The sequence below is a fragment of the Novosphingobium sp. B-7 genome, from assembly GCF_000410615.1.
Lineage (GTDB): Bacteria > Pseudomonadota > Alphaproteobacteria > Sphingomonadales > Sphingomonadaceae > Novosphingobium > Novosphingobium capsulatum.
Map to the genome: position 1 here is coordinate 1 of NZ_KE148326.1, position 17,352 is coordinate 17,352.

Annotated in this window: 14 protein-coding genes and 1 pseudogene; 6 read left to right on the forward strand and 9 right to left on the reverse strand. The window is 63.7% G+C overall.

The features are described 5' to 3' along the window. Window positions 1-210 precede the first annotated feature (210 nt). From H926_RS35555 to H926_RS0110300, 4 genes are all read right to left on the reverse strand, one after another. On the reverse strand, window positions 211-372 hold the full coding sequence (locus H926_RS35555) for an integrase core domain-containing protein (protein ID WP_082209106.1): 162 nt from the start codon (window positions 370-372) through the stop codon (window positions 211-213). A gap of 360 nt (window positions 373-732) precedes the next feature. Then, the gene (locus H926_RS0110290; protein ID WP_231627634.1) at window positions 733-1,923 is read right to left on the reverse strand and encodes an acyl-CoA dehydrogenase family protein; all 1,191 of its coding nucleotides are present in this window, start codon (window positions 1,921-1,923) and stop codon (window positions 733-735) included. A gap of 140 nt (window positions 1,924-2,063) precedes the next feature. Next, complete coding sequence (locus tag H926_RS0110295) at window positions 2,064-2,984, reverse strand: LysR family transcriptional regulator (RefSeq protein WP_022676223.1); 921 nt, start codon at window positions 2,982-2,984, stop codon at window positions 2,064-2,066. A gap of 185 nt (window positions 2,985-3,169) precedes the next feature. Beyond that, entirely contained in the window at window positions 3,170-4,570 is a 1,401-nt protein-coding gene (locus H926_RS0110300; protein ID WP_022676224.1) for an aldehyde dehydrogenase, read from the reverse strand. Window positions 4,571-4,692: 122 nt separating this feature from the next. On the opposite strand from H926_RS0110300, the gene H926_RS26810 reads away from it, so the two are divergent. The 6 genes from H926_RS26810 (at window position 4,693) to H926_RS0110330 (ending at window position 13,109) form a co-directional block, all read left to right on the forward strand. After that, complete coding sequence (locus H926_RS26810; protein ID WP_148291707.1) at window positions 4,693-7,542, forward strand: TonB-dependent siderophore receptor; 2,850 nt, start codon at window positions 4,693-4,695, stop codon at window positions 7,540-7,542. A gap of 57 nt (window positions 7,543-7,599) precedes the next feature. Beyond that, entirely contained in the window at window positions 7,600-8,517 is a 918-nt protein-coding gene (locus H926_RS0110310) for a hypothetical protein (RefSeq protein WP_022676226.1), read from the forward strand. 25 nt (window positions 8,518-8,542) lie between these two features. Continuing rightward, entirely contained in the window at window positions 8,543-9,454 is a 912-nt protein-coding gene (locus H926_RS0110315; protein WP_022676227.1) for a ketopantoate reductase family protein, read from the forward strand. Beyond that, window positions 9,454-11,157: a thiamine pyrophosphate-requiring protein gene (locus tag H926_RS0110320; RefSeq protein ID WP_022676228.1), complete on the forward strand. Its 1,704-nt coding sequence runs from the start codon at window positions 9,454-9,456 to the stop codon at window positions 11,155-11,157. The genes H926_RS0110315 and H926_RS0110320 overlap by 1 nt, the downstream gene beginning before the upstream one ends. After that, on the forward strand, window positions 11,157-12,482 hold the full coding sequence (locus H926_RS26815) for an MFS transporter (protein WP_022676229.1): 1,326 nt from the start codon (window positions 11,157-11,159) through the stop codon (window positions 12,480-12,482). Before H926_RS0110320 ends, H926_RS26815 begins: the two co-directional genes overlap by 1 nt. A 150-nt stretch (window positions 12,483-12,632) precedes the next feature. Then, window positions 12,633-13,109 (forward strand): MarR family winged helix-turn-helix transcriptional regulator, encoded by a 477-nt coding sequence (locus H926_RS0110330; protein WP_022676230.1) that lies wholly within the window; start codon window positions 12,633-12,635, stop codon window positions 13,107-13,109. 183 nt (window positions 13,110-13,292) lie between these two features. On the opposite strand, the gene H926_RS0110335 is transcribed toward H926_RS0110330, so the two are convergent. From H926_RS0110335 to H926_RS0110355, 5 genes and pseudogenes are all read right to left on the reverse strand, one after another. Continuing rightward, window positions 13,293-13,556, reverse strand: a complete 264-nt coding sequence (locus tag H926_RS0110335; RefSeq protein WP_022676231.1) for a hypothetical protein — start codon at window positions 13,554-13,556, stop codon at window positions 13,293-13,295. Window positions 13,557-13,973: 417 nt separating this feature from the next. Beyond that, a pseudogene (gene pcaF / locus H926_RS26820) lies at window positions 13,974-15,176 on the reverse strand (3-oxoadipyl-CoA thiolase). A gap of 6 nt (window positions 15,177-15,182) precedes the next feature. Beyond that, window positions 15,183-15,953 carry an alpha/beta fold hydrolase gene (locus H926_RS0110345; RefSeq protein ID WP_022676232.1) on the reverse strand — a complete coding sequence of 257 codons (771 nt, stop codon included), beginning with the start codon at window positions 15,951-15,953 and terminating at the stop codon, window positions 15,183-15,185. Further along, window positions 15,941-16,633 carry a 3-oxoacid CoA-transferase subunit B gene (locus tag H926_RS26825; protein WP_051146326.1) on the reverse strand — a complete coding sequence of 231 codons (693 nt, stop codon included), beginning with the start codon at window positions 16,631-16,633 and terminating at the stop codon, window positions 15,941-15,943. The genes H926_RS0110345 and H926_RS26825 overlap by 13 nt, the downstream gene beginning before the upstream one ends. Continuing rightward, the gene (locus H926_RS0110355; protein WP_022676234.1) at window positions 16,633-17,340 is read right to left on the reverse strand and encodes a CoA transferase subunit A; all 708 of its coding nucleotides are present in this window, start codon (window positions 17,338-17,340) and stop codon (window positions 16,633-16,635) included. Before H926_RS0110355 ends, H926_RS26825 begins: the two co-directional genes overlap by 1 nt. Between the last annotated feature and the right edge of the window lie 12 nt (window positions 17,341-17,352).

Consider the following 17,352-nt stretch of genomic DNA (forward strand, 5'->3'; position numbering starts at 1 on the left):
ACTTTCGGATCGGGCTCTTAGTACGCCCTAATGGCACCATAATAACCTCAAGTCTCTGGTAACAACCACTGCATTGCCATTATTATAAAATCTATTGAATTTTATGCAAATTAAATAACAAATATGAGTATTATTACTTCTCCTACTGAATAACGAACTTCTGATAAATTCTATGGGATGAAATTAAGATTATTGACCCTCCTCCCGTTCTTAGGCCGCCGATAAATTAGATCCGGTGCCCTTATGGCCTTGGCGAGGGCTTGCAAACTCAGCGGGTGCCATCCCGCCAGGGCTGCCGTGCGGACGCACGGCGCTGTAGTCCGTCCGCCATGCCTCGATGATCCTTCCTGCGTCGGCCAACGACGGGAACAGGTGCTATGACGATGCCGTGTGACGATGCTGGCGCTATGGGGGTGCGGCGCTTCAAGGTATTCACTGTCGTAGGCCGCCGACGGGATTGACCGGCGGAAGTGAAGGCATCGATCGTGGTCGGGAGCTTTTCAGGCCACGAGACGGTTTGCGCGGTGGCGCGCCGGCATACGCTGAGCCCATCGCAACTGTTCACCTAGCTCCGGGAGCTGCGCAAGCAGTTCGAGGAGCGCGGTATGGCGCCGCCAGCGGCGCCGGCGCTCGAAGGCGAGTGCGGTCGAACTGGAGATCGACGGCGTGCTGTGAAGATCGGCCGTGGTGCTGATGCCGGCGTGATTGCTGCGGTGAGACTTAACGCATCAATCACAGTAGGTCGGGGTCCGGCTCAAGGCCGACCAGATGGCGCCCGACGATGACCAGGCGATTTTCGAGATCGAAAAACATGTGATTGCCGGCAGTATGGATGTCCCGCCAATAGCGCTGCAATGGTCGCGACTTGAATGTCGCGCTTCCGCCAGCGGCGGCGAGCAGCCGGTCAACCGCGTTCATGATCATGCGCCCGGCAAATGCTTCGTCGCCACGCGAGCGCAAGACCTCGTCCATCGCCGGACGGGTTCCCGCCTTGGCGTGATCGACAATGCCTTGCCAGTGCGCGGTGATCAGCGCACTGGCAGCGCGGATTTCCATATGGCTTTCGGCAAGCCGGATGAATGACAGGGGATTGTCCATCCGCAGCTTGCCGGTATGCGGGCGAATGCGTTTCTGCACACTTTCGCGGTAGGCAGCCAGGGCGCCATCCGCAGCACCGAGCAGTACGGCGCCGAAGTTGGCCGCAGTGGCCAGAAATGGCATCCGGAAGAGCCAATGGTCGTGCAGACCGGGTTCTGCTGGCGGCGCGAACATGCCTGGCCCCCAGCAGCGATGCTGCGGCACGAACACGTTGCGCACTTCCACCCGCTTGCTGCCAGTGGCACGCATGCCAACCGTGTCCCAGTTGTCTACGATATTGAAATCGCTGCGCGGGATCAGGCCAAGGTATGACACGCCCGGAATGCCCTCGACGCGAAATCCAAGCTGGGCCCAGGCAGCATGGTCGCAACCGCTGGAAAAGTCCCATGCGCCGGTAAGCAGATAGCCGCCCTCGGTCGGCTGCGCGGTGACTACCGGCGCGAACGACGAGCAGATGCGGGTGTCGGGCCCATCGGCCCAGATGTCATCCTGCGCCTGTTTGCCGTAATAGGAAATCCCGTGCGAATGCGTGCCAACCACACCAGCTATCCAGCCAGAAGCAGGGCACACCGCAGCGAGGCGCCGCACGCCGGCGAGGAATTCGATGAAATCGACCTCGTCGCCACCATACATTGCCGGCACGAGAGCGCGGAAGACACCTGCTTGGGTCAAGGCAGCGATGCTGTCGGGATGAAGCGAACTGCGCTCATCGCCTTGTGCAGCTGCGGCGGCGATCTGCGGCAGTATCTGCTCTATCCGTGCGCCAAAGCCATCGGTCGCGACGCCATGTGAATCTGGTGGCGGCATGAGCAGGGCGTGATTCATGGGGGCTCTCCTGAACGGTGGCACCGCGCTTCATCGCGCGTTGCGGGCCGCGTTTTGTCAGGAAGCCAGACTTCAGGAAAATCGTAAGGCGTGTACGGATACATCACGTAAAATGATAGATGCCGGCATGGCGCCAGCCTTCATGCCGCATGGTCATCCATCATGTGCAACACCCTTTCGAGCCGGGACAGCAGCCATTCGAGGCCAGGATCGGATGTCCGGTGACGATGCCATTGCGCAATTTCGACCACGGGCTTGAGCGCGAGGGGCAAAGGCAGAACCTTCAAAGGCAACATGCATGCAAACCGTTCGGCTTGGCGGCGGTGCATCACACCCATGTGCCTGCTGCCGACCAGTGCAAAAGGCACCATGGCGAACGAGGCGACCGACACCTCGATGCGGCGATGGATACCCATTTCCGCCAACTGCTTTTCATACACGGATGGGTGCGAAACGCCCCTGAATTCGGCACAGACATGGCCCATGTCGAGGAACTGGTCGAGCGTGATGCGATCGCCAATCGTCGGATTTCCGGCCCAACAGACAGCCCGCGCGTCATCCTCGAACAGCACGCGCCGCGGGTGTTCCGGCCTGGCGAAACTTTCGGCAACGATCAGAAGATCGATGTCGCCTCGCTCGAACATCTCCAGCGCACTAATATCAGGGGGAAGGAACTTGAAACTGATCCCCGGCGCCTCGTTTTGAACCTGCAGCGCAAGGTCGTGGCCAACGATCATCGCCACATAGTCCGAGCACCCCAGCGTGAAACACCGAACCGCGGTGGCCGGGTCGAATTCGGATGGGTTGGTAATGGTGGATCGCACCTGTAGCAGAATCGCGCGAATGGCAGGGGCAAGCTGCTGGGCCTTGCCGGTCAGTACCATGCTGCGGCCGTCTCTCGCCAGAAGCTCGTCGTTGAAATATTCACGCAGCCGCTTGAGCGCCCCACTGACCGCCGATTGGGTCAGGTTCAGGTGCTCCGCCGTGCTGGAAACGCTCTTCAATTCGATCAGCGCATCGAGCGTGACCAGCAAATTGAGATCCAGTTTGTCAAAACGCATCGCGCCACTCTCCCAGCTACGCGGATGCGTGCATCTAAGCCGGAACACCACATGCTTTTGCAACCCAAAGATGGGCGATGCCCAGCGGAGGGACGACGGCCGCCATATGGCCCGGCGCGGCTACCCGGCTCGGGAGCCGGGCCCGCCAATACCGAGCATTATCTGCATCGGCGCGCTGGTTCCGCTCAGATCGGATAATGGCCGGGCAGGGTTTCCACCGTGATCCAGCGGGTTTCGGTGAAGCTGTCGATGCCCTGGCGCCCGCCGAAGCGGCCATAGCCGCTGTCGCCTACCCCGCCGAACGGCATTTGCGCCTCGTCGTGCACGGTGGGGCCATTGATGTGACAGATGCCTGATTTGATGCGCTTGGCCAGCATCAGGCCCTTGGCCGCGTCGCGGGTGAAGATCGCGGCGGAAAGGCCGTAGTCGGTGTCGTTGGCCAGCTCGATCGCGTGGTCTTCGTCGCGGGCGCGGATGATGCCGACGACCGGGCCGAAGCTCTCGTCGCGGAACAGCTTCATGTCGGTGGTCAAGTTGTCCACCAGATGGGCGGGCATGATGACGTTCTGGCTCGTCTCGCCGCTGACGAGAAGGTTCGCGCCTTTTGCGACGGCATCTTCGACCAGGGAGAGGCAATGGGCGACCGTCTTGGCATCGACCACGGCGCCCAATGGAGTCTTGCCCCCACGTGGATCGCCAGCGGTCAAACTCTTGACCTTGGCAGCGAATTTCGCGGTGAATTGATCGGCCACGGCATCGACTACGATAATCCGCTCGGTGCTCATGCAGATCTGGCCCTGGTTGAAATAGGCGCCGAACGCGGCGGCCTTGACCGCCTCGTCAAGGTCGGCGTCGGCGCAGACGACGAATGGCGCCTTGCCGCCGAGTTCGAGCAGGCACGGCTTGAGGTTTTCAGCCGCACGTTTGGCGATGATGCGGCCCACCGCCGTACTGCCGGTGAAGTTGATGCGCTTGACCTGTGGCGCGTCGATCAGCCCGCCAACGACATCGGCAGCATCCTCGGGTCGGTTGGTGACGACTTGCACCAACCCTTCCGGAAAGCCGGCAGCGGCAAAACTTTCGATGATCAGCGTGTGGGTGCGGGGGCATTGTTCCGACGCCTTGAGGATCACACCATTGCCGCAGGCCAGCGGCACGGCAATCGCGCGCACGCCCAGAATGATCGGGGCATTCCAGGGGGCGATGCCGAGGATGACCCCGACCGGCTCCTTGAGCGCCATCGCCAGGCAACCCGGTTTGTCGCTGGGAATAACCTCGCCCGCGATTTGCGTAGTGAGGGCCGCTGCCTCGCGGATCATGCTGGCACCCAGCATGTGGTTGAAGCCCGCCCAGCCAGCGGTTGCCCCGATCTCGGCCATCATCGCGGCGATGAAATCATCCTTGCGCGCCACCAGGGCATCTGCTGCCTGCATCAAAACCGTGCGCCGCGCATTGGGGCCCATCGCGGCCCACGCGGGCTGTGCGGCCGCTGCGGCCGCAGCAATTGCGGGCACGTCGGCTGCTGTCATCGCGCGCGCCGTTGATGCCACTTCGCCGGTGATCGGGTTCAAACGGGTAAAGGTCACCAGATCTTCTCCTCAAACTTTCCGGCTGACAGCTTGGGGCATAATTAGTTTGTCGTCAAACTAAAATGCTGTATCAGCGCGCCAAGGCCGTGAACGAATCGACGGCCTGGAGGAGAGCAAAAATGAGACTTGCAGGGATGGATGCACGGATATCGGCGAGCGTGACCGCGATGATCGTAGCGGGACTGTGGGCCGCGTCGGCGCAGGCACAAGCGGCAGACCAGGTGCCGGATCAGGCGGCCAAGGATGCGGCCGTGGCGCAGGAGATTGTCGTGACCGGGTCGCGCGTTGCCAGCAATGGCAATGCCCAGCCAACCCCTGTTACCGTGATGTCGGCCGACCGCCTGCAGGATGCCTCGCCGCGTGGCCTGGCCGAAGGCGTGCTGTCACTGCCCAGCTTCAACGGGTCCAACTCGCGGACGGCGGGTGGTGCGGCAGCCAACGCCGGGCACAGCTACCTCAACCTGCGCGGCCTGGGCACCAACCGCAATCTCGTGCTGCTCGATGGCCGCCGCTTCGTGTCGACGCAAGATGCCGGCGCGGTCGACATCAACCTGTTCCCGCAGTTGCTGATGAAGCGCGTGGAAGTCGTGACCGGTGGGGCGTCGGCGGCCTATGGTTCTGACGCCATCGCGGGCGTTACCAACTTCATCCTCGACGATCGCTTTACCGGGCTTAAGGGCCTCGCCTCGCAAGGCATCAGCCGTTACGGGGACAGCAAGACCACCCGTCTCTCGCTCGCCGGCGGCACGTCGTTCCTGGATGGCAAGCTGCGCGTCGTTGCAAGCTTTGATTACACCAAGGACACTGGCGCCCAAGGCTACAACATCGGCGGCAAGAACCGCGCGTGGCAGCGTCTTGGCAGCTTCCTGGTCAACAACCCCAATGTGTCGCCAGCCAATCCGGCATCGCCCACCAACCCCACGCTGATCGTGGCCAACAACGTGGTGTTTCCCTATGCCACCACGGGCGGTCTGATCGTGTCGGGCCCGCTGGCGGGAACGCAGTTCCTGCCGAACGGGGCAACCGCGCCGTTCACCTTTGGCACGAACCGCACGTCGGGTTCGATGTCGGGCGGGGATGGCGCCAGTCCGGTTGGAACCGGCACGCTGGAAACGCCGCTGGATGCCAAGGTGGGCTTTGTCCACGTTGCCTATGGCGACAAGGACAGCGTCGAGGTGTTCGCCGAGGGCAACTATGCCCATACCTACATCACCAACAATGCCGGTGCCAACAGCTATGGCGTGAACGGCACGGCTTACACGATCTTTGCCGACAATGCCTATCTGCCGGCCAGCATCGCCTCGCAAATGGCGCCTGGCAGCAGCTTCAAGATGGGCCGCTACAACATTGACCTTGGGGTCTACCAAAAGCAGGTCGAAACCGAGGTGGTGCGCGGCGTCATTGGCGCGCGGGGCCGCATCGGTGCCAACTGGAACTGGGACGCCTATTTCCAGCATGGCCGCACGCAGGGCAACTTTACCGCCGCCAACGGCATCATCACAGCCAATCTCTACAACGCGGTTGATGCGGTGGTGAACCCGGCCACCAACCAGATCGTCTGCCGCTCGACGCTCAGCAATCCTGGCAATGGCTGCGTGCCCATCAACCTGTTTGGCGCCGGCACCCCGTCGGCCGCGGCGCGCCAGTATATTGCCGGCAATGCCTATGCCAACCAGACTGTCACGCAGGATGTACTGGCGGCCACGCTGCGTGGGTCGCCGCTGGAACTGCCCGCCGGCAAGGTGCAGGTGGCCGTGGGCGCCGAACACCGCCGCGAAGGCCTGAAGCAAGTGGTGCCCTCGCTCGCCACCATCACCCAGACCGGCAATGGCGCGCAAGGGTTTCCCGGCAGCCTGCTGGGCACCCAGGGCGGCTATTTCCTCGGTAACTCCTCGCCGGTCAATGCCAGCTATCTGGTGGACGAAGCCTTTGCCGAAGCACAGATTCCGCTCCTGGCCGACAAGCCTTTTGCCAAGTCACTTGAACTGAACGGCGCGGCCCGCGTCACGCACTATTCCAACGCCGGCACGGTGTGGACCTACAAGGCGGGCCTGGTCTATGCGCCGTCAAGCGATCTGCGCCTGCGTGCCACGGTCTCGCACGATATTCGCGCGCCCAACCTCGGCGAACTTTACCTGTCTCAGGCGCAGACGATTGCCACGGTAATCGATCGCCAGAATGCCAATGCCTCGGCGACGGCGACGATCCAGTTGCCCGGGAACCCCAACCTGAAGCCGGAAAAATCGAACACCATCACGATCGGTGCGGTGCTCACCCCCAGCTTCTGGCGCGGTTTCAGCGCATCGGTCGATTATTACGACATCAGCATCAATGGCGCGATCACCCGCCTCAGTAACCAGCAGACGGTGGATGAGTGCGCCGCGGGCAATGCGGCCCTGTGTGCGCTGATCACACGCAATGGCGGCGCCATCTCGGTGATCTCCACGCCCAATCTCAACCTTGCCACGTTGAAGACGCGCGGCTTCGATGTCGAAATGAACTATGGCTTTGGCATCGGCACGGTGTTCGGCCAGCCGAGCCGGGTTTCGCTGCGGGCGCTGGCGTCCTACGTCACCAAGCTGCAAACCACGACGCCGGGTTCCGCGCCGATCGATCGCGCCAGCCAAACGCCCTTTCAGGGCACGGCCAGCGCCGATATCGACCTTGGCCGGCTGAATGTGCTGGTGCAAGAACGGCTGATCGGCAGCCGCGCGATCGACAGCACCTATACGCCCTCGTTCGTGGCCAACAACCATATCGGCGCGGTGTGGTATACCGACCTCAATGTCACCTATCACCTGGGCGGCAAGCTGGAGGGGGTCGATGTGTTTGCCTCGGCCAACAACCTGTTTGACAAGGCCCCGCCGCTGGGTGCCACCACCTTTGGCATTGCCCCGTCTTCCACCCTGTCGCAGTTCTATGATGTCATCGGGCTCTATATGACCGCCGGCATTCGCTTCAAGTTTTGACCCTGTTGGCTGGCGCCCTTTGTGGCGCCAGCCTTTTTCGCATGGGGAGCTTCGACCATGACCAAGATTTCAATCGCCAGTCTCGCGCTGGCCGGCGCGATGGCGCTGACCACAGTGGCCCCCCTGCAGGCCGCGCCTGCCGCATCGTGTGACCGGGCCTGCCTGATCGCGATGATGGAAAGCTATATCGACGCCATTCCCACGCACGATCGCGCTGGCCAGCCCATCGCGGCCGGCGCCAGGGAAACCGTCAACGGCCGGGTATCGCCCGCCCAATCGGACTATTTCTGGAAGCTGGTGGACGGTATCACCTATCGCCAGATCCTGGCCGATCCTTCCACCGGGCAGGTCGCCATGCTGGGCGTTGCGACTGAGGCGGGTGGCCGCGGCGCCTATTGGCTGCGGCTGGCGGTGAAGAATCGCCAGATCACCGAGATCGAGCAGGTGATCGGCGACCGGCCTGCTGGCGGTGTGCCGGGCCTTGCCGCGCCCAACCCCTATTTCGAGCAGATTCTGCCGGAGCAGAGCCGTTCCACCCGCGCGCAACTGATCGCCATTGCCGACAGCTATTTCGAGGGTTTGCAGCGCCACGATGGGGCTGGGGTGCAGTCTGCCCTGGGGTGCCGGCGCTATGAAAACGGCAACCAGACCTCGCTCAACCCGCTGGGCAACACCTGGGCCTGCAACGTAATGAGCGACTACACCTACATGGACAAGATCAAGGAGCGCCGCTTCCCCATCGTCGATGTGGAACGCGGCATCGTGGTCGGCGCCATGGTGATCGAGGTGTCAAAGCCCAAGGCCAGCGCCGCGATCACCGGGGCCGTTCCCGGCGGCCCGCAGTCCGTTGTGCCGCTGTTCAGCCGCCCGCACGACACGCTGATCCAGGAGGTTTTCAAGATCGCCGACGGCAAGATCCAAGAGATCAACGTGATCCGCCAGGACATGCCCTATCAGTGGGGCAGCGGGTGGTGATGGCCCTTATCCGAAAGACGCCGGCATGAAGATCATGGTTGTGGGGGCAGGCGCCATGGGCACCCTGTTTGGCGGGCGCTTGGCCCGGGCCGGCCATCAGGTGGTGTTCGTCGATACAGACCCCGCGCGGGTCGCGGCCATTGCCGCCAATGGCGTCTGGGAAAACGACATCCCCGCCCGTTGCGCGGCGGCGTTGCCCGGCGTGGCGCAGGGTGAGACTGATCTGCTGATCCTGTTCACCAAGGCCCAGCATACCGCCGCTGCCATGGTACAGAACGCTGGCGCGTTGCGCCCCGATGGCCTGGTGCTCACGCTGCAGAACGGCCTGGGCAACGGTGTCGCGATTGCAGGCGTTGTCGGCGCTGATCGAGTGCTGGTGGGTATTACCAATTGGCCGGCCGATTTGCTCGGCCATGGGCGCATCCACGTGGCGGGCCATGGCATGGTCAAGTTCTGGAGCCTGACAGGCGCGGATACCCCCGCCATTCACCGGGTTGCCGCCGCATTGGCCGAGGCGGACCTTGGCGCGAGCGCCGAGCCTTCGGTCAAGGTCGCGATCTGGGAAAAGGTGATTTTCAACGCTGCGCTCAATGGTATCTGCGCCCTGACGCGGATGACAGTGGGCGAGGTCGGTGACTTCGCGCCCGCTCGTGATCTCGCGTTGCAGGTGGTGGCGGAAGGAATCACCATCGCGCTGGCCAACGACGTGGCGGTCGACGGTGAGAGAGTGCGCCAAGCCGTTGCCTTTGCCATGACCCATCACCGCGCCCACAAGCCGTCCATGCTGCAGGATGTGGAGGCCGGCCGCCCCACCGAAGTCGATGCCATTCAGGGTGGTTTGCTGGCCGCAGCCCACCGCCACGGCATGACGACGCACGCACTTGCCCATTGCACCGCGCTGTTGCGCAGCATCGACCACATCGTTCGGAGTTCGTGATGTACACCACCGCCACTGCCTTTCTGGAAGCCCTTGTCGAGCAAGGCATCACGCACGCGTTCGTCAATCTGGGTAGTGATCATCCGGGGCTGGTAGAGGCGATCGCCGAAGCGCGCGCAAACGGGCGGGCCGTTCCGACCATCGTGACCTGCCCGAACGAGATGGTGGCCTTGACCATTGCCCATGGCCATACCCAGATTAGTGGTCAGCCGCAGGCTGTCATCATCCACGTCGAATGCGGGACGCAGGCCCTGGCTGGCGCGGTGCACAATGCCGCCAAGGCGCGCATTCCGGTGCTGATCTTCGCCGGTTCTTCGCCCTTTACCCAGGACGGGGAAATGCTCGGCAGCCGCAACGAGTTCATCCAGTGGATTCAGGATGTCCACGACCAGCGCGGGCTGGTGCGCGGCTACATGCGCTATGACAACGAAATCCGCACCGGCGCAAACGTCAAGCAACTGGTTCATCGCGCGATGCAATTTGCCAGGTCTGACCCCAAGGGCCCCGTCTATCTGATGGCCCCACGCGAAGTGCTGGAGGCGCCGTGCGAGCCGGTAAGCGTGGACATGGCACGCTGGCAGCCGGTGACGCCCTGCGCGCTGGCAGCGCAGGATGCGCGCTTTCTGGCCGAGCGGCTGGTCAAGGCGAAGCGCCCGTTGATCGTCACGTCCTATCTCGGCCGTAATCCGGCAGCGGTTGACGTGTTGGCGGCGTTGTGTGCCCAGGTGGGTGCGGGCGTGGTGGAATCGGTGCCCAGCTACGTCAACCTGCCGCACAACAACCCGTTCTATCTTGGCAACTACTGGAACAATCCCGAGCAGAACCCCGATCTCGCCGCTGCCGATCTGGTGCTGGTGGTAGACTGCGACGTGCCGTGGATTCCGATCAAGAACACCCCGTCCGAAGCGGCCGAAATCTATCACATCGACATCGACCCGCTGAAGGAGCAGATGCCGCTATGGTATATCGAGCCGCACCGCAGTTTCCGCGCTGATGCCGCGCAAGCCTTGCAGGCCATCGGCGATGCAGCAGCGGCACTGGACACGGATGCCGCTGCCTTGGCCGAAAAGACCGGGCACTATGCCGCGCGCAGTGCTGCGCGTCGCGCCCGCGTCGCGCAGGAAGTGTTCGCGGGCGAGGGGCTGACGATCGCCCGCCTGATGGCGGCCCTGCGCGAGCAGTTCGATGGCCAGACCATCGTGATGAACGAAGGCATCACCAATTATCAGCCGGTGTTCGATCATCTGGCCCCCGTGCGTGCTGGCAGCATGTTTGCCAGCGGCGGCGGATCGCTGGGCTGGAACGGCGGCGCGGCAATCGGGGCAAAGCTGGCCAATCCCGAAGCGACGGTGATCGCCGTGTCGGGTGATGGCTGTTATATGTTTACCGTGCCGTCCAGCGTGCACTGGATTGCGCGCCGCTATGCCACGCCTTTCCTGCAAGTGGTGCTGAACAATGACGGCTGGAATGCGCCGCGCCATTCAGCGCTTGCGGTTCATCCCGATGGGCATGCCAGCAAGGCCGCCGACCTTGATTTGAGTTTTACGCCAGCGCCTGATTACGGCGCGATTGCAGCGGCATCGGGCGGTGCGGCCAGTTTCGTCGTGGACCGCGAGAGCGACCTTGCCACCGTGCTGGGCGACGCTTTCGCCGTGTTGAAGAACGAGCGCCGCGCGGTGGTCGTCGAGGCGAGGCTGGGCTGATGGCGTTGGGAGAGGCGCCTTCGTCCGTTGCGGGGGTAATTGATGACCGACCCTGGGGCTGGCGGCAAAAGCTGCTGCTGGCGCTGGTGTCGCTCACCATCCTGCTGGATGGGTTTGACAACCAATCCTTGGGCTTTGCCTTGCCCAGCCTGATGAGGGATTGGGGCCTGCCCAAGGCGGCGCTGGGCAGCGCGCTGGCGGCTGCGCAGGTTGGCATGTTGATCGGGGCGATCAGCGGCGGCGTTGTGGGCGACAGGTTCGGTCGCAAGGCTGCCCTGGTGGCCAGCACGACCTTGTTTGGTGCGGGCACCTTGCTGATCGGCTTTGTCCACACGCCGCTGCAACTGGCAGGCTTGCGATTTGCCGCCGGCCTCGGGCTGGGGGCGGCTTTCCCCACTGTTGCCGCGCTGGCCGCAGAATTTACGCCGGCGCGCCATCGCAGCCTGGCGGTCATCCTCTCGATCGTCTGCGTGCCGCTGGGCGGCGTGGTTGGCGGCATGGCGGCATCGGCGATCCTGCCCGTGATGGGCTGGCAGGCACTGTTTGTGCTGGCCGGCGCCTGCACCTTGGCGCTGGCACTTCTGCTAATGCTGGCGGTGCCGGAATCCGTGACGTTCCTGCTCTCGAACGGCGCGAGCCCCGCGGTTGTCTTGCGCAGCCTGCGCCGGATGGGCCTGGGCGATGCGGTTTTGCCCGAACGCGCCGCAGCCCGATCGCATGGTGCTGCCGCGCCGCTGTCGGCCGTCTGGGCCCCGGCGTTGCGCGCCGACAGCATGCTGTTGTGGGCGGCGTTCTTCTTTTCCCTCGTGTCCGTCTATGCCGCGTTCAACTGGCTGCCCACGCTGCTGGCAGAGAGCGGTCTGAGTGTGGCGCAGGCCGCTGAAGGTCTGGCGGCGTTCAACATGGGCGGGGTTGTCACAGCCCTGCTGGGGGGCGCGTTGATGGCCCGCTTCGGCTCGCGCTGGGTGATGGCGGCGATGGCGCTGGTGGCGGTTGGCGCGGCTGCGACCCTGGCCTTGCTGGCCAATGTACACCTGCCGCTTGCCGCGACATTCGCGCTCATCGCGATCGAGGGCGGCTGCGTGAACGGGGTCCAGACCAGCCTCTATGCCTTGGCGTCGAACATCTATCCGGCGCCAACCCGCGCGCGTGGCGTGGGCATGGCAACCGGGATTGGCCGGCTTGGCGCGATTTCCAGCGCGTTGCTGGGGGCAGTGGTGGTTGGCGCGCTCGGCATGGCCGGCTTTCACTGGGCGATCGCAGGGGTGATGGTGGTGGTGTTGGCAGCGATTGCCCTGATCGTGCGCCATGTGCCATCCCGGTGATTGCTCGGCATTTCCGCCAAGCTTGACTCCGCCGTGCCAGCCGTGCGACCGATCCGGACCGTTTGCCGGATTTGGGACCATTGATGCCGCGATGTAGTTGCTGTCATGTTGATTCGGCGCTCGTTGTGCGGGTCACGCCAGCGGTGGTCCATGGCCGGTAAGAAGCGGCGCGGTGAAGCGGCCGTAGCTACCGAAGACAGGCAATGGACGCGCGGGCTCGACGACGTCATCGCCTATCATCTGCGCCGCGCGCAGGAGGCATCGTTTGCCGCCTATTCCCGCAGCATTGGCGAAATCCGCATCTGGCCGGGCTGGTATGCCCTGCTGCGGATCATTTACGACAACCCCGGCATCAACCAGACCGAACTGAGCGCGGCCAGCGGGCGCGACAAATCCACCCTGACCGCGTCCTTGCGTGAACTCGGCAAGGCAGGGCTGGTCGAGCGCGAGCGCGACGAGATCGACCGCCGCAATTTCCGCCTCAAACTGAGCGCGGCTGGCGAGGCCCAACTCGCCGAGCTGGAACTCAAGGCAGCGGCCCACAACGCCAGGATCGACAGCATCATCGGGCCAGAGCATCGCGATCTGTTCCTGGCGCTTCTCAAGGAACTGTCAGCCCGGCTCTGACCAGATCGCGCTGCGTGGGTCGATCGGAGTTGCACGCTATGCACCACCGCATTGGGCCAAACGGCCCTGGCAATGCTTGCTCTCACTTGGCGGGGCAGTGCATGTTTCTGGTGTTTCATAGTAAGCGCCAACGGAGGGCGGCGTTGACGCGGCGTCGGGCTGCCGCGCAGCAGCGCTTGTACTTCATGCCCCAGCCGCGTTTCGACCTGTCTTGCCAGTCTGCATGGCGCGGAGAGCGGGTTTCTTGTCCTCGCGCATGAGCGCGAGCTTGCGCATTCCAACTAGGGCGCAGGGTATGAGGGCTGCGTGCTCATCGCGGATTGTGTTGGCGTCGTCGCGTTCATCGCACGGCTCGCCGATGTCCATGAAGCCGGTGAACAGGGCAACGAGCGTGGCGGTTCGTTCGTCCTCGGCGATCACCGACCAGTAATCCGGCGCCAGCTTCATGGCGCTCCAGAAGCCCCTGCCCCAGGTCCTGACCTTACGTGGTCTGGCTTCTGACCCGGCTCGCAGAAGGCGGGGGAGAAGCCTGGCCAGCCTTTGGCGAAGCTTGCCTCGGTAGCCTTGTGATGGGCCAGGACCGTAACAAGGCCCTGCTCGATCCGGGCAGGATCGACCGCAGACCGTTCTCGCCACAGACCCATATCCGCCTCTCTGGACAGCGATCGCGGCTTCGTCCGCGCCCGCGAAGCCGCGATCGCAAGAGTTCAAAATGACGCGATCGTCGGAGGAATATGTCCGGCTTCTGCGGATCGCCGAGGTGAAGCGATGCGTGAGCATCGGCAAGAAGCGGATATACCGGCTTATCAAGCGGGTGGATTTTCTTTTCACATTAGCACTTTTCAGCGCTTGCCGGTATTCCGCTCAGACACGCTCTAGCAGAACCGCCAGCCCCTGCCCCACGCCGATGCACAGGAACGCTAGGGCATAGCGGCCCTGCTTGCGGTGCAGTTCCTCCACTGCGGTCATCGCGATCCGTGCACCAGACATGCCCAGTGGGTGACCCAGCGCGATCGCCCCGCCGTTGGGATTGACGCGTGGATCGAGCGGATCGATGCCAAGATCGCGCAAGGTAGCGATCGCCTGGCTGGCAAAGGCTTCGTTCAGTTAGATCACGTCGAGTTGGTCGATCCGCAGCGCGTGGCGGGCCAGCACCTTGCGCGCCGCCTCGATCGGGCCGACGCCCATGATGCGCGGCGCGATGCCGGCGGCGGCCATGCCGATGACGCGGGCGCGCGGTGTCAGGCCATGCGCAACAGCCGCTGCCTCTGTCGCAACGAGCATGGCTGCGGCGCCATCGTTGAGGCCCGATGCATTGCCCGCCGTCACCGTCCCGCCAGGCTTCACAACGGGCTTGAGAGCGGCGAGCGCTTCCAGCGTCGTGGCGCGCGGATGCTCGTCTGCATCGAACAGGATCGGCTCGCCTTTGCGCTGCCGGATCGCCACGGGCACGATTTCGGCGGCAAAGCGCCCGCTGGCCGTGGCGCGATGTGCCTTTTCCTGGCTGGCCAGGGCAAAGCGGTCCTGGTCCTCGCGGCTGATCTGCCATTGCTCGGCGACGTTCTCGGCCGTCTGCGGCATGGTATCCACACCATAGGCCGCCTTCATCGCGGGGTTGATGAAGCGCCAGCCCAGCGTGGTGTCCTCGATCTTCTGGTCGCGCGCGAATGCGCTATGCGCCTTGCCCATGACGTAGGGCGAGCGCGTCATACTCTCGACGCCACCCGCGATGAGGAAATCCGCGTCCCCCGCACGGATCGCCTGGGCTGCCATGCCCAGCGCGTTGAGACCGGAACTGCACAGCCGGTTGACGGTAACCCCCGGCACCGTTTCGGGCATGCCCGCCAGCAGCACGGCCATGCGGGCCACGTTGCGATTGTCCTCGCCCGCCTGGTTGGCACAGCCAAGCAGCACATCGTCCAGTTCCGCCCAGTCTGCCCCCGGGTTGCGCGCCATCAGCGCCTTGAGCGGCACAGCCGCCAGATCGTCGGCGCGGATGGTGGCAAGCGATCCGTTGAGCTTGCCGATGGGGGTACGGATGGCGTCGCAGATGAAAGCATCGGGCATGCGGTATCAGCTTTCCAGAAAGGCGGCGATGGTCGCGGCCAGCGGCTCTGCCGCCTCTAGCGGGGCCAGGTGCGCCGCTGCCAGCGCAACATGGCGCGCGCCGGGAATGTGCGCAACCAGGTGTTCCCCATGGCCCTCGAACGGCGTCGAGGTGTCGCGCGTGCCGGTCACTACCAGCGTCGGACAGGCGATGGTGTGGAGCCGGTCGGCCAGGGCCATGTCACGAATGGCGCAGGCACAGCCGGCATAGCCTTGCGCGTCCATGGCAAGCAGTTGGCGCCGCACCGCTTGATAGATGGCCGGATCGGCAGCATCGGACAGGAAACGCCCCATCGCCAGATCGACGATTCCGGCCATGCCTTGCTCGCGCACGGTGGCAACGCGGCTGTCCCACGCGGCGCGGTCCATCGTTGCCGAAGTGCAGATCGGCAGCAAGGCCCTTACCCTGCCCGGCGCGCGCAGCACCAGTTCCATGGCGATCATCCCGCCGAGCGAAACACCCGCCACGGCAAAGCGCGCAAATCCAACGGCGTCGGCTGCGGCCAGCACATCGTCTGCCAATTGCGCCAGGCTGTAGTCCCCCGGATCGGCCAGCGAAGCGCCATGGCCGCGCGTATCGATCCGCAGCAGCGCGAAGCGATCGCGCAAATGCGGCAGGACGGCGTCCCACAGGTCCATGTCGGTGCCGATGCTGTTGAGCAGAACGAGCCCGGGCGCCTGATCGCGCCCGTCGTGCTTGATGTATAGCCGGGCGCCAGGGCGCGCTAGGAACGGCATGCCAATTCCTTTGATGCGGTCGGTGCGTGCTCTGACGCGGTCAGGGAAAGCGCCAAGGGCGCCGCCGTCTTGGCCAGCACCTCCTCCTCGGTTACACCCGCTGCGCATTCGATCAGGGTGAGCGCGCCCTTGCCGCGATCGACCGCAATAACAGCGAGATCGGTGATGATGAGGTCCACCACCGCCTTGCCGGTGAGCGGCAAAGTGCAGGCAGGCAGGATCTTGGGGCTGCCGTCCTTGGCAACATGATCCATGACCACGACCACACGCTTGACCCCCGCAACCAGGTCCATCGCGCCGCCCATGCCTTTCACCATCTTGCCCGGGATCGTCCAGTTGGCGAGATCGCCCTGGGCCGAGACCTCCATCGCGCCAAGCACGGCCATGTCGATGTGGCCGCCCCGGATCATGGCAAAGCTGTCTGCCGAAGAGAAGAAACTGCTGGTCGGGAGCGCGGTAACGGTCTGCTTGCCGGCATTGATCAGGTCAGGGTCTGCTTCCCCGTCATAGGGAAAAGGTCCGATGCCCAGCATGCCGTTTTCAGACTGCAGCGTTACGTTCACACCGGGCGGCACATGATTGGCCACCAGAGTGGGAATGCCGATGCCCAGGTTCACGTAATATCCGTCGCGCAGTTCGCGCGCGGCGCGGGCGGCCATCTCGTCGCGGGTCCAGGCCATCATGCACTCTCCCGCTGACGCGTGGTCAGCTTCTCGATGCGCTTCTCATTGATCGTGGCGAGGACGATCCTGTCGACGTAGATGCCCGGTGTGTGGATGCCATCGGGGTCGAACGTCCCTTCAGGCACGATTTCCTCCACTTCCACCACGGTCACTTTGCCGGCCGTAGCCATGTTGGGGTTAAAATTGCGCGCCGTCTTGCGATACATGAGATTGCCCGCGGGGTCCGCCCGCCAGGCTTTGATGATCGAGAGGTCCGCCCGCAGCCAGGTCTCTCGCACATATTCGGCGCCTTCAAACACGTCCACCGGCTTCCCCTCGGCCACGACAGTGCCGACCCCGGTTTTCGTGTAAAAGGCCGGAATGCCCGCGCCGCCGGCGCGGATCCGCTCGGCCAGCGTCCCTTGCGGGTTCAGTTCCAGTTCCAGTTCGCCAGACAGGTACTGGCTCTCGAACAACTTGTTTTCGCCGACATAGGACGAGATCATCTTTTTCACCTGCCGGCTTTCCAGCAACATCCACAGGCCAAAGCCATCGGCACCGGCATTGTTGGAAATGATCGTCAGATCCTTGACCCCGCTTTGGCGGATTTCGGGGATCAGGCTTTCGGGGTTGCCCGAAAGCCCGAACCCGCCCGACATGATGGTCATCCCGTCAAACAGAAGGCCATCAAGCGCAGCGGCAGGATTGGCGTAGATCTTGTCCATGTCGTATCGAAA